The organism is Asticcacaulis sp. P2_B1, from assembly GCF_056404915.1.
The window spans coordinates 216,007-228,601 of sequence record NZ_JBFUDD010000005.1; the positions used below are offsets into that span (position 1 = coordinate 216,007).

The 12,595-nt window shown below is 61.4% G+C and carries 10 protein-coding genes; 9 read left to right on the forward strand and 1 reads right to left on the reverse strand.

Annotation, left to right across the window (positions count from 1 at the left end; genetic code table 11):
• The first annotated feature begins 1 nt into the window (after position 1).
• The 7 genes from ligD (at position 2) to AC1DX3_RS14295 (ending at position 9,982) form a co-directional block, all read left to right on the forward strand.
• Complete coding sequence (ligD, locus tag AC1DX3_RS14265; RefSeq protein WP_476989979.1) at positions 2–2,581, forward strand: DNA ligase D; 2,580 nt, start codon at positions 2–4, stop codon at positions 2,579–2,581.
• 94 nt (positions 2,582–2,675) lie between these two features.
• A complete protein-coding gene (locus AC1DX3_RS14270) occupies positions 2,676–4,379 on the forward strand; it encodes a HAMP domain-containing methyl-accepting chemotaxis protein (protein WP_476989980.1) in 1,704 nt (567 codons plus the stop codon).
• 9 nt (positions 4,380–4,388) lie between these two features.
• Entirely contained in the window at positions 4,389–5,312 is a 924-nt protein-coding gene (locus tag AC1DX3_RS14275; RefSeq protein ID WP_476989981.1) for a substrate-binding domain-containing protein, read from the forward strand.
• Between the two features lie 1,007 nt (positions 5,313–6,319).
• Positions 6,320–7,648, forward strand: a complete 1,329-nt coding sequence (locus AC1DX3_RS14280) for a TROVE domain-containing protein (protein WP_476989982.1) — start codon at positions 6,320–6,322, stop codon at positions 7,646–7,648.
• A complete protein-coding gene (locus AC1DX3_RS14285) occupies positions 7,648–7,875 on the forward strand; it encodes a hypothetical protein (protein WP_476989983.1) in 228 nt (75 codons plus the stop codon). Before AC1DX3_RS14280 ends, AC1DX3_RS14285 begins: the two co-directional genes overlap by 1 nt.
• A 29-nt stretch (positions 7,876–7,904) precedes the next feature.
• Positions 7,905–9,131 (forward strand): RtcB family protein, encoded by a 1,227-nt coding sequence (locus AC1DX3_RS14290; RefSeq protein ID WP_476989984.1) that lies wholly within the window; start codon positions 7,905–7,907, stop codon positions 9,129–9,131.
• 62 nt (positions 9,132–9,193) lie between these two features.
• A complete protein-coding gene (locus AC1DX3_RS14295; protein ID WP_476989985.1) occupies positions 9,194–9,982 on the forward strand; it encodes a fructosamine kinase family protein in 789 nt (262 codons plus the stop codon).
• A 1-nt stretch (position 9,983) separates the two neighbouring features.
• Here the strand turns inward: AC1DX3_RS14295 and AC1DX3_RS14300 are convergent, their stop codons facing one another.
• Entirely contained in the window at positions 9,984–10,652 is a 669-nt protein-coding gene (locus AC1DX3_RS14300) for a TetR/AcrR family transcriptional regulator (RefSeq protein ID WP_476989986.1), read from the reverse strand.
• A 185-nt stretch (positions 10,653–10,837) separates the two neighbouring features.
• Between AC1DX3_RS14300 and AC1DX3_RS14305 the strand changes: the two genes are divergently transcribed.
• The gene (locus AC1DX3_RS14305; protein WP_476989987.1) at positions 10,838–11,701 is read left to right on the forward strand and encodes an alpha/beta fold hydrolase; all 864 of its coding nucleotides are present in this window, start codon (positions 10,838–10,840) and stop codon (positions 11,699–11,701) included.
• A complete protein-coding gene (locus AC1DX3_RS14310; protein WP_476989988.1) occupies positions 11,698–12,507 on the forward strand; it encodes an SDR family oxidoreductase in 810 nt (269 codons plus the stop codon). The genes AC1DX3_RS14305 and AC1DX3_RS14310 overlap by 4 nt, the downstream gene beginning before the upstream one ends.
• Positions 12,508–12,595: the final 88 nt, after the last annotated feature.

The window sequence follows — 12,595 nt, forward strand, 5'->3', positions numbered from 1 at the left end:
GATGGCTGAGGATTCCAACGATCTGGCGCGCTATAACCAGAAGCGCGACTTCAAGGCAACGGCTGAGCCGGAAGGCAAGGTCAAGACGGGGACGGGCTTCGGCTACCTCATCCAGAAACACGACGCGACGCGGTTGCATTACGATTTCCGCCTCGAACTGAATGGCGTGTTGAAATCGTGGGCGGTGACGCGCGGACCCAGTCTCAATCCGGACGACAAGCGTTTGGCCGTCGAAGTCGAGGACCATCCGGTCAGCTATGGCACCTTCGAAGGCACCATCCCGAAAGGCCAATATGGCGGCGGCACGGTCATGCTGTGGGACCGCGGCACCTGGGAGCCGATCGGCGATCCCCACGAAGGCCTGAAGAACGGCGACCTGAAATTCAATCTGCATGGCGAGCGGCTGCATGGTTCGTGGGCTTTGGTGCGGATGAAGCCGCGACCGCAAGATCGGGGCCGCAACAACTGGCTGCTGATCAAGCACCGTGACGAAGACGCCATCGACGGCGATGGCGAGGCGTGGCTGGGCGACAACGCCACTTCGATCGTCAGCGAGCGTACCATGGACGAGATCGCCGAAGCGCCTGGCAAGGTATGGACGTCCGGTCACGCTGAAAAAGTAGACAAGGCCGGACCTAAAAAAAAAGTCGTAAATCAGCCGTCGGCTGAAGCGAGCCTGGCCTTTATCGAGCCGGAACTGGCGACCCTCGCCGACGCGATCCCCGAGGGCGAGCGCTGGGTGCATGAAGTCAAGTTCGACGGCTATCGCACCATGGCCCTGATCGAAAACGGCGCCGTGCGGTTGCTGACGCGCACCGGACTGGATTGGACGCACAAGTTCCAGTCCATCGCCGACCGGCTGAGCGATTTTCCGGCTACGACGGCCATTATCGACGGCGAGATCGTCGCCTTGAACGACAAGAATGTCTCAAGCTTCTCGACCCTGCAGAACGATCTCAGCGCCGGGCGTGACGACCACCTGCAATATTACGTTTTCGACCTGGTGCACCTCGATGGTGAGGACTGGCGGAAGAAGCCGCTGCTGGAACGAAAAGCGCGGCTGGCCGAGCTGATGGTGGGTGTCGATTTCCAGGACCGTGTCATCTATAGCGAGCACTTCACGGACGGTGCGGAAAAGTTCCTCAACTCGTTGTGCCGGCTCGACATGGAAGGCGTGATCTCCAAGCGCGCCGACGCACCGTACCGCAGCGGCCGCAAGGGCCAGTGGTTGAAGATCAAATGCCATAAGCGCCAGGAATTCGTCATCGGCGGCTTCACCGAATCCGACCATCCCGGCCGCGGCTTCCGCTCCCTGTTGCTGGGTTACTATGAGGACGAAAAGCTGGTCTATGCCGGCAAGGTCGGCACGGGTTTCGACGCCGAAACGGCTACGGACCTGCGCAAAAAACTGGATGCCCTTGTCGTCAAAACAATGGCGTTCGACAGCGTGCTGGCCGACGCGAGGCGGGGCGCCATCTATGTCGAACCGAAACTGGTGTGCGAGGTCGAATTTAGCGAATGGACCGGCGACGGCCGTTTGCGCCACCCGTCTTTCCAGGGGCTGCGCGAAGACAAGCCGGCCGTCGATGTCGGCCGCGACCGTGCCGTGCACACCGAGGCCGTCGAAGATAAGCCGGTGGTTAAGCCAAAGGAGGCCAAGCGCATGAGCAGCAAGGATCGCCGCGAGGACATTGCCGGCATTTCGGTGTCGCACCCCGACCGCATCATCTATCCCGACACCGACATCACCAAGGCCGATCTGGCGCGCTACTATACCGAGGTCGCGGACCATATGCTGCCGCATGTCGCCCGGCGGCCGCTGTCGATGATCCGCTGCCCGGAAGGCATAGGTGAGGAATGCTTCTTCCAACGCCATATCGCGCGCGAGCAATCGCCGCATCTCTACGACACAGGCATCCAGGTCAAGGGGCGGCACGAAGACTATCTGATGATCAAGGACGTCGAGGGCCTGGTCACCCTGGTGCAATGGGGCACCATCGAACTGCATCCATGGGGCTGCCTGGCCGACAAGCCGGACCTGCCCGACAAGATCATTTTCGACCTCGACCCCGATCCCGACGTCAAATGGCAGGCGGTGATCGACGGCGCTTTGGACGTCAAGCAAAGGATGGAAGAATTCGGCCTGGAAACCTTTTTGAAAACGACGGGTGGGAAGGGGTTGCATGTGGTCGTGCCGTTCAAGCGCGAGTTCAAGTGGCCGGCCATTAAGGGGCTGGCCCGGGCCGTCGCCGAATCGATGGAACACGACCATCCCGACCGCTATATTTCCAAGTCCAGCAAGGTGGCGCGCAAGGGGTTGATCTTCGTCGATTACCTGAGAAACGACCTGACATCGACGGCGGTGGCGCCCTATTCGGTGCGGGCGCGGCCGGGCGCCACGGTAGCGACACCGATCGAATGGGATGAGCTGTCGATCGATCTCAAACCGGCGGATTTTACTATCCGCACCGTGCCGGAACGGTTGAAGACACTCAAGCGCGATCCCTGGGGTGAGTTTTCCAAGGTCAAACAGGCAATCCCGAAAGCGATCCTCGACGCCCTGAAAATTGACGCGGCGTAACATTGTTACCGCCTGGGGCGGCTTGGTTAATGCAAAATTAGAATTTCAATTTGTACTCTGCGCCAAACCGGTCTTTGGGAGAGGACGCTGGCTCATGGCAGGCAAGAAGGAATCCGTCAGTTTTCTGGCGTCGATTCGCGGCAAGATCGTAACGGCCTTTGGGGTATTGATGGTGGTGTCGGTCGCGACCGGCGCCTTTTCGATCACCAAGCTGAACGAGGTGTCGCATATCGGCGGCCGCCTGGCGCAGGAGATTTCGGCTGTGTCGACGTTGGGCGATCTCGGTCGCACCAGCCAGACCCTCAGCGTCATTTCCTTCCTGCAACATCAGGCGCCAAGCGACGATGCCCGGGCGCAATATGCCGCCGAGGCCGCCGGCGCGCGCAATGATTTTTCCAAGTCGTGGTCGGATTATTCGACCATGATTGCCGGCGATGACGAAGCCAAGCTGGCCTCGAACCTGCGCAAGGCATGGCAGCACTTCCTCGCCGTTCAGGAAGAGGTTGTCGATCTCGACAATGCCGGCCTGCACGACCAGGCCAATGATGTGCTGATGAATGACCTGAGCAAGGAACGCGTCACCTTTTACGAAGCCGTTCGCCAGGTTCAGGTCTATCGCGAAGGCAAGGCCCATGAAGCGACCGCCCTGGCCGTCAAGGTCAACGAGTCGGCGCGGTTGTGGATCATCATCGCCCTTGGCTCGCTGAGCGCCTTCTGCGTCCTGGTCGGCGGGATGCTGACCGTCAGCATTTCGCGGCCGATCGGGCGCATGACCCAGGTCATGTTGCGGCTGGCCGCCCACGACACCGATGTCGCCATCCCCGACACCCATCGCCGCGACGAGATCGGTGGCATGGCGGGGGCGTTAAAGGTGTTCAAGGAAAAGCTGATCGAGGGCGAGTCGCTGCGCGATGCCCAAACGGCCCTGGAAGGCGAGATGCAGGTTCGCCGCCGCACCGAGATCAAGCAGTTGGCCGACGATTTCGAACATGCCATCGGCGCCATCGTCACGACCGTGTCGTCAGCGGCCGGCGAGCTCCAGGCCTCGGCCCAGACCCTGTCGGCCGCGGCCGAGGAAACCAGCGTCCAGTCGTCGGCCGTCGAAGCCGGTGCCAAACAAGCGGCCGACAATGTCCGTTCGGTGGCCGCGGCGATCGAGGAATTGGCGGCGTCCGCCCGTCAGGTCGGCCAGGAAGTGGCGCGTTCGTCCGGCATTACCGGCCAGGCGGTGCAGCAGGCCGTCAAGACGCGGACCAGCATGGATGCGCTGAGCGGTGATGCCTTAGAAGTCGAGCAGGTGGTCGGGCTGATCAACGATATCGCCTCGCAAACCAATCTTTTGGCGCTCAACGCCACCATCGAGGCGGCGCGGGCAGGCGAGGCGGGCAAGGGCTTCGCCGTAGTCGCCAGCGAGGTCAAGGGGCTGGCCAATCAAACGGCACGGTCGACCACGACCATCGGCGTATCCATCGCCAAGATGCAGGAATCGACCCTCCAGGCTGTCGGCGAAATCTCCGGCATCGAAAGCACGATTTCCGAGGTCAATATGATCGCCTCCAGCATTGCCGATGCCGTCAGCCAGCAGGAACAGACAACGGCCGAGATCGCGCGCAACATCCACGAGGTATCGCAGAACACTTCGGACGTCACGGTCAATATCAACAGCGTTACCCAGGCGGCGCAGGAATCGAGCGCCGGCGCCACCCAGGTTCTGTCGGCAGCCAAGGCCTTGTCGCAGCAGTCGGATATGCTCAAGGGCGAAGTGCGTAAATTCCTCGATCGCGTTCGGGCGGCATAGGAGATGACCTTGAAAACAGCAGCTTTGGTGGCTCTCGGTGTCCTGGCTTTAGCGGCGACACCCGCTTTGGCCAAACCCAAGGTCGTCGTGTCGCTTGGGCGCACCAACGATACCTTCCTCAAAATTCTGAACGACTCGATGGTTGAGGCGGCAGCGCAACATCCTGATCTCGATATCGTCATCGAGGACGCCAACAATGTCAGCCAGACCCAGAACGACCAGATCCATCAGGCAATCGTCGACAAGGCCGCTGCCATCGTCATCATGAATGTCGATGTCGACAGCGCCAAATACGCCGCCGACGAGACCGCCAAGGCCGGCATTCCACTGGTCTTCGTCAACCGCTTGCCACCCATGGACCGCTTCGACGGCAAGGTAGCGATCGTCGCCTGTAACGACCTGGTCGCGGGGCGTTTGCAAATGCGGCTGATAGGCAACCAGATCAAGGACAGCGGCAATGTCGTTATCCTGCGGGGCGAGGACGGCCACCCGGCGGCGCGCGACCGCACGGCCGGCGTCAAGGAAATCATCGCCGCCAAGCCGGGCTTGCACCTGGTCAAGGAAGCCACCGGCAATTGGAGCCGTGACGAGGGCGAGAAGCTGATCACGCAATGGCTGGCCGACGGCGTTCATATCGACGCCATTGCCGCCAACAACGACGAAATGGCCCTGGGCGCCATCGCCGCCTTGCAGAAGGCCGGCTACAAGCCGGGCCAGATCGCGGTTGGCGGAGTTGACGGCACGGCCTTCGCGCTCGATGCCATCAAATCCGGTTACATGACCATGTCGGTCTTGCAAAACGCCAAGGCCCAGGCCCAGCAGGCGCTCAACGATGCCGCCAAGTTCGCCAATAAGGACTATGCCCAGCTCTACGACTGGGTGCCCTATGAGGTCATCATTCCAGCCAATGTCGACAAGTATGCCGCGAAATAGTGGTTAATTTGTCACGTTTCGTGGCCCCGCAACAATGATTTCAATTTAGTTGTTGCGTCCTGCAACGCCTCAGCCTATCAAGCGCACATCGTTGCTTCGGTAACGATCTTTTCACGTGGCGTAGACAGCGATTTCTTCGCTTCAGGTGCCGGTAATGCGGGTTCGAATCCCGCGGCGAAGGGTAACTTTCGTCTGGTTATGGTAACCGCCGTAACAGGGCGCTGTCGTCTGTTCCCGTGAAAAGGACTAAAGTCTTTTGGTGGCGTAGAGAACGATTTCATCTTGTCACGAAGGTTGTCGCGGGTTCGAATCCCGTCGTGTACGCAAGTTCGCGTAGCTCAGTCTGGTAGAGCACCTATCGTTCTCGCCTGTTCCCCTTGAGATCTGTTCCGGTGGCGCAGATATCGCATTCATCGCATGAAACCCGACGCGATATCGATCATCCCCGGAACGTTTTTAGTTTCAGTCTTCCGTGGCGCAGGTCTCGGCTTCTTCGCTCCACCAGGGACAAGGTAGCCCGGATACCCAAGGCTTCGGCCGAAGGTAAGCCGATCTGGCCCGGACACAGCAATGTTCGGCGGAAGTACCTCCCAACCGGGACCGATTTTCCCGGGAGGCTGAAATAAGAAAGTTTCAAATATTTGTTGCATTATGCAACAAATATTGGTAGATACGAATTGTCGCCGGTCAGGCCCGAGAGGGAACCAGCCGGCAACAGGATCAAGTAGCGAAAGACGGCGTTTTCATCGTTGGGAAGAGGGGCGTAAGCCCCGCGGGTTCGAATCTCGCATCCTGAAGCTCGGTTTGTCCGGGTGGAAGGGGAACGCCGGCGTCTGTACCCTTGATCATTCCACCGGCAGCAGCCGGGCCGCATAGCCCCTCCGGCCGCCAAAACCACAGCCGCGACACACCGTCGCCCCAACCCCAAAACCCAGGCATAAAAGCCACCGGACGTTCGTTTGGTGATCGCGGATTTATGTCATAATGATGCTCGAGAAGGTGCAGCCATGCGGTTGAACATTTTTGCAAAACGCCCCGGCATCACGCATGAGGGGGCTCCCGCCGTTATTTTGACGGCCGAACAGGCTTTGCGCCGGTCGGTCCTGTCGTGTTTGCTGTGGGAAAACGAATTCTACGAGGACGGTCAGGCCATAGCCGACCGCATCCTGGCCCTGGCCGTCGATGTCGCGCCCGAAACGGTGGCGGCTTTGGCGATCGAGGCACGCGAGCAGTTCAAGCTGCGCCATGCGCCGCTGATGCTGTTGTGCGCCCTCGTTAAGCAGGGCGGGCCTTTGGTGGCCCCGACGATTGAGCGCGTTATTCAGCGCGCCGACGAATTGTCGGAGTTGGTGGCCTTGTACTTCCGCAACGGCCGCAAGCCGCTTTCGAAGCAACTGAAGCTGGGCCTGGCCCGCGCCTTCGTCCGCTTCGATGCCTATGCTTTGGCCAAGTACGACCGGGCCGGTCCCGTGCGTCTGCGCGATGTCCTGTTCCTTTGTCACGCCAAGCCGCGTGACGAGGCGCAAGGCGAGGTGTGGAAGGCCTTGATCGACGGCAAGTTGGCCGCGCCCGATACCTGGGAAGTGGCCTTGTCCGGCGGCGCCGATAAAAAGGCGACGTTCGAGCGGCTGTTGACCGAGCGCAAGCTTGGTTACCTGGCCTTGCTGCGTAACCTGCGCAACATGGACCAGGCTGGTGTCGATGAAGCTTCGGTCAAGGACGCCATCCTGGCCCGTCGTGGCGCCGAGCGCATCCTGCCCTTCCGCTATGTCGCGGCGGCGCGGGCAGCGCCCCGGTTCGAGCCCTGGCTCGATCAGGCGCTGAGCGAGACCATACTGGAAGGCCCCGTGTTCAAGGGGCGGACCTTAATCCTGGTCGACGTTTCGGGCTCGATGGACTGGAAGTTGTCGCAGAAATCCGACCTGAGCCGGTTGGATGCCGCGGCCACTTTGGCGGCCATCATCCCTGGCGATGTCCGGGTCTTCACCTTCTCTAACCAGGTGGTCGAAGTCCCGGCACGGCGCGGTATGGCCGGTGTCGATGCGGTTGTGAAGTCGCAGCCGCACGGCGGGACCGAACTCGGCAAGGCGGTGGCGAAGATGAACACGATTAAGCATGATCGCTTGATCGTTATCACCGACGAGCAGAGCCAGGACAAGGTGCCGGATCCTGTGGCCAAACAGGCCTACATGATCAACGTCGCCTCGGCCCGCAATGGCATAGGCTATGGTTCATGGACCCATATCGACGGGTTCAGCGAAGCGGTCCTGACCTATATCAGGGAAGCCGAAACCGGTTTTAGTCCCGTCGAGGCGCTCCAGCGCGGAGGCAACTGATGGACCCGGAGACACTGAGGCAGGCGGCAATCCTTCTATTCGGCGAACGTGGCTGGCAGTCACGTTTGTCCGAAGCTTTAGGGGTTGACCGTTCCTCGGTGTCTCGCTGGTTCGCCGGTTTGCCCGTTCCCGGCCCGGTCGCGGCCGCGGTGCGGGCGTGGCTGAAACTTTACGAACTGACCGGCGAAAAGCCGTTCGAAATAGACGATCTGATAGATAAAGATTAGGCGCGCCTCCGGTGTGCCGGAGGTGAGATATGCAAGTTTTCCAAGGCGCCCGGGGTGGGCTGATCAAGGCGTGGATCGATGGCGTGGCCGTCGAGGACGCCGCGCGCAAGCAACTCGACAATATCGCCGCCATGCCGTTCATCCACAAGCACGTCGCCATCATGCCCGATGTCCATTGGGGCATGGGCGCGACCATCGGCTCGGTCATCCCGACCAAGGGCGCGATCATCCCGGCCGCGGTCGGGGTCGATCTCGGCTGCGGCATGATGGCGATGCGGACCTCGCTGACCGCCGAAGACCTGCCGGATAATCTGGCGGGACTTCGAACGGCGATCGAGCAACGGATCCCGCATGGCCGGACCGATAATGGCGGCGACAACGACCGGGGTGCCTGGCATTCAGCGCCGAAGGCCCATGCCGAGGCCTTCGCGGGGTTGAACGACGAGCTGACCAAGATCGTCGACAAGCATCCGAAGATCAGCCAGGCGTCGCGTCGGGCGTCCCACCACCTGGGGACGCTCGGCACCGGCAACCACTTCGTCGAGGTCTGCCTCGATGAAGCGGGACGGGTGTGGATCATGCTGCATTCCGGTTCGCGGGGTATCGGCAACCGGATCGGCTCGTATTTTATCGAGCGGGCCAAGCATGAAATGCGGCGGTGGTTCATCAACCTCCCGGACGAAGACCTGGCCTACCTGCCGGAAGGCTCCGAGCTGTTCGGCGACTATATGGGCGCGGTATCGTGGGCGCAGCGGTTTGCCCGGACCAACCGGGAACTGATGATGACGGCGGCGTTGGAGGCCCTCTCGGTAAGCGTGCCGAAGCGGTTCACCTGCGACTGCGAGGCCGTGAACTGCCACCACAATTATGTGGCGCACGAACGGCACTTCGGTTCCGATGTGTTGGTGACCCGGAAGGGCGCGGTGCGGATTACGCCCGACGATCTGGGGATTATTCCGGGTTCGATGGGCGCAAAGTCGTTCATCGTCCGGGGTATCGCCGGTCAGGCGGCGGCGGACGCCCTGTGTTCGTGTTCGCACGGCGCCGGGCGGGCGATGTCGCGGGCCGAGGCCAAGCGGCGATTCACCGTCGAGGACCACATCGCGGCGACTGCCGGTGTCGAATGCCGGAAGGACGCCGACGTCATCGACGAAACGCCGGCGGCGTACAAGGACATCGACGCGGTCATGGCGGCCCAGGCCGACCACGTGGAGATCGTCCATACGCTGCGCCAGGTCGTGTGCGTAAAGGGCTAGGCGTCGGGGGGCGCCTGGACTAACCTCCCCGGTCAATGCGGACCGGGGAGGACGAGGTGGAGATGATCGCCGACAGGATTGAGGTTTTGCTGGGCCGAAAGGTTCGGGCAACCGAAGCCTTGTCCGGCGGCGATCTGTCGTCTGTCGTCAAAATCACCTTCCACGACGGTATCACGGCGGTTGCCAAATCCGGCGCCAAGGTGGATGTCGAGGGTCGTATGCTGCAAAGTCTGGCCCAAACCGGTGCGCCGGTTCCCGAAGTCCTGGCCATCACTGACGGCATTCTGGTCATGAGCGAAGTGCCCGGCGGTGCGTCCATAGACTGGGGGCAAGTCGGCGAAAGTCTCGCCAAACTTCACAGCCATACGGGCAATATTTACGGTTGGGCGGAGGACTATGCCTTCGGCGCCGTGCCCATCATCAATAGCTGGACGCAGACCTGGCCGGATTTCTGGGCGGAGCATCGCCTGCGCGTTTTCCTGCCCCATCTTCCGGGCACCATGGCGCACCGTCTGGCGACTTTGGCCGACGACTTGCCCAACCGGTTACCGCAAAGCCCCAAACCCAGCCTGCTGCACGGCGATCTGTGGACCGGCAATATCATGGCAGGCAAGGGTCGCGCGACGCTGATCGATCCGGCGTGTTATTACGGTCACAGCGAAGTCGATATCGCCATGCTGCATCTGTTTGGACAGCCGCCTCAGGCCTTCTACGATTCCTATTCTCTGGAACCCGATTGGCGGCAACGCCAGACCATCTATACTTTGTGGCCCGTCCTAGTTCATTTCCGATTATTCGGAAGTGGCTATCTCGGCATGGTCGAACGTCTGCTTCAGGCGGCGAAGGTATAGGTCAGGCCGCGTTGATACCGGTAAAGCCGCGGGTGAAGAAATCGACTAGATGGGCATAGGCGTCCGGTGCGTCGCCGGACAGGCAGATGCCGCCCGACAAACGGTCGATACGGCCGGTGTCGGCCATGGTCAGGGTGAGAGCCCCCGTCAGCATGTGATAGGCCCAGTACAGATCCTTGTCCTCGACGCCCGGCAGGGCCAGCCGCAGCGCGTCGATGAATTTGGCGATCAGGGCGTCGAAGTGCGAGGTCATCATGCCGGCCCACACGGCCGATGAATTGACCTCGGCTACCAGGCGGCAATAGTTGCGCCAGCCGGGATCGTGCGAGCTTTGCGCTTCCATCACGGGTGTGATGAAAGCATTGAGGACGTCCTTGACGGCGATGCGTTCACCGGCCGCTTCGGCCGCGGACAAGGCGGCGTCAAGACAGTCGCTGCGCTGGGTGTTGAGGACCTCGGCGCGGCGCAGGAAGACGGCGTCGAACAGGCCGCGCTTCGAATCGAAATAATAGTTGGGCAGGGCGACGTCGACCCCCGCCATTTCCGCTACTTGGCGCACGGTTACGCCATAGAAGCCACGCTGGGAGAACAGCTCTTCGGCGGCGTCCAGCACCAGGTCGCGACGGCCGGGAATGCCGGCCTTTTGCGGTTTCGTTTTGACGGCTTTCAAGTGTGACCTTGCCCTGTTCTGATTGTCATATCGCTGTTGCACGAGTCAAAGGGGCGGTCAACTTTTCAAAGCCTGTTGAAAGTTTCGTTTGACATTCAACAGTTGTTGAAAAATAGTGGGGTTAACATGGACGATGAACCGGCCTAGAGCAAACCATCGCCAACGTAACAGGGGAGTTCCACAGCGTGGCCGGTTATACGGATATCTATTACGACAGTGGTGACGCACGCCTGAAGCTCTATGCGAGAGACTATGGCGGCGGCGGCATGCCGGTCCTGTGCATGCACGGCCTGACGCGCAACAGCGCCGATTTTGACTGGATTGCGGCGCACCTAAGCGGCCTGGGTTATCGCGTCATCGCCGCCGACCAGCGCGGGCGCGGCAAGTCGGCCTGGGATCCGGAGCCGGTCAACTACACGCCGCTCGTCTACTGCCAGGATATGTTCAAGCTGATGGGGCAACTCGGCATGCCTAAGGCCGCCTTGATCGGGACGTCGATGGGCGGGCTGATGGCGATGATCATGGGCGCCATGGCGCCGCAGACCGTGATCGGCATGGTGATCAACGATGTCGGGCCCGAGATCGACAAGACGGGGCTCGATCGCATTGCCGGCTATACCGGCAAGGGCAAGCCGGTCGAAACCTGGGCCGACGCGGCGGAACGCGCCGAGGAAACCAATGCCATTGCCTTTCCGGAGTTCCATGACGGCGATTGGCTCGACTTTGCCCGGCGGACCTATGCTCTGAACGCCGACGGCCTGTTGGCGCCCAATTATGATCCGGCGATTTCCAATGCCTTTGCGACGCCGGAGCCGACGGTGGCGCCGCCCGACCTGTGGGGTCTGTGGGACAAGCTGGAAGGCCTGCCGATTCTCACCATCCGCGGCGGCATTTCCGATCTTTTGTCGGCCGACACGGTCAAGCAGATGGGCGAACGCCACACCGGCATGATCGCGGCGACCGTGCTCAATCGCGGCCACGCGCCGATGCTCGATGAATCCGAAGCGGTGACAGCGATCGAGGTGTTTTTGGCTGGGCTGAGCGCGTGACGACAGGCTATCTCACAGGTCGCACGGCCCTGGTGACCGGCTCGGTGTCCGGCATCGGTTTCGCCATCGCCCAGGCTTTGGCGACGGCCGGCGCCCGCGTCGGTGTGCATGGTCTGGCATCGGCTGACGAAGCCGAGCGAGTCGTCGCGGCGATGTTAGCCGCCGGCGCTCCGGAAGCGCGCTTCTTCCCCGCGGATTTGCGCGACCGGCCGGCAATCGGGCGTATGATGGATGCAGTTGAGAGCTGGGGCGGACCGGATATCCTGGTCAATTGCGCCGGCATGCAGAAGACGGTGCGCTTTTCCGAGATCAGCGACGAGATCTGGGACGATATCATGACCATCAATCTTGGCGGCGCGTTCCAGACTATGCGGCGCGCCTTGCCGGGCATGGCGGACCGCGGTTTCGGCCGGGTGATCAATATTGCTTCGGTGCATGGCCTTGTGGCGTCGGAAAACAAGGGGCCGTATGTGGCGTCGAAGTTCGGCCTGGTGGGTTTGTCCAAAGTCGCGGCGGTCGAATATGCCGCCTATGGCACGGCCCAAAGCGGCGGGGTGACGGTCAATTGCATCTGTCCCGGCTGGACCGAAACGGCGTTGATCGAGCCGCAGATCCAGGCGAAGGCAGCCTTGCATGGTGGGGACCGCGCCGCCGGTATCGCCGATCTGCTGGCGGAAAAGCAACCGAGCAAGCGCATGTCGAGTCCGCAGGAAATCGGCCTGCTGGCCTTGTGGTTATCGTCGCCGCTGGCTCACAACATAACGGGGACGGCCATACCCATCGATGGCGGCTGGACCGCCTGCTAGACCACTCTGATGGGCTGCAAATCATCATCTCTTTGCGCGCCCTTGCTCGTGTACTCATGTACACGTCGCGTCGGGTGCTCAAGAGCTA

Bases quoted from the DNA above. Each gene is read 5' to 3' on its own strand.
- ligD (WP_476989979.1), top strand. From the start codon at position 2: ATGGCTGAGGATTCCAACGATCTGGCGCGCTATAACCAGAAGCGCGAC.
- AC1DX3_RS14270 (WP_476989980.1), top strand. From the start codon at position 2,676: ATGGCAGGCAAGAAGGAATCCGTCAGTTTTCTGGCGTCGATTCGCGGC.
- AC1DX3_RS14280 (WP_476989982.1), top strand. From the start codon at position 6,320: ATGCGGTTGAACATTTTTGCAAAACGCCCCGGCATCACGCATGAGGGG.
- AC1DX3_RS14285 (WP_476989983.1), top strand. From the start codon at position 7,648: ATGGACCCGGAGACACTGAGGCAGGCGGCAATCCTTCTATTCGGCGAA.
- AC1DX3_RS14290 (WP_476989984.1), top strand. From the start codon at position 7,905: ATGCAAGTTTTCCAAGGCGCCCGGGGTGGGCTGATCAAGGCGTGGATC.
- AC1DX3_RS14295 (WP_476989985.1), top strand. From the start codon at position 9,194: ATGATCGCCGACAGGATTGAGGTTTTGCTGGGCCGAAAGGTTCGGGCA.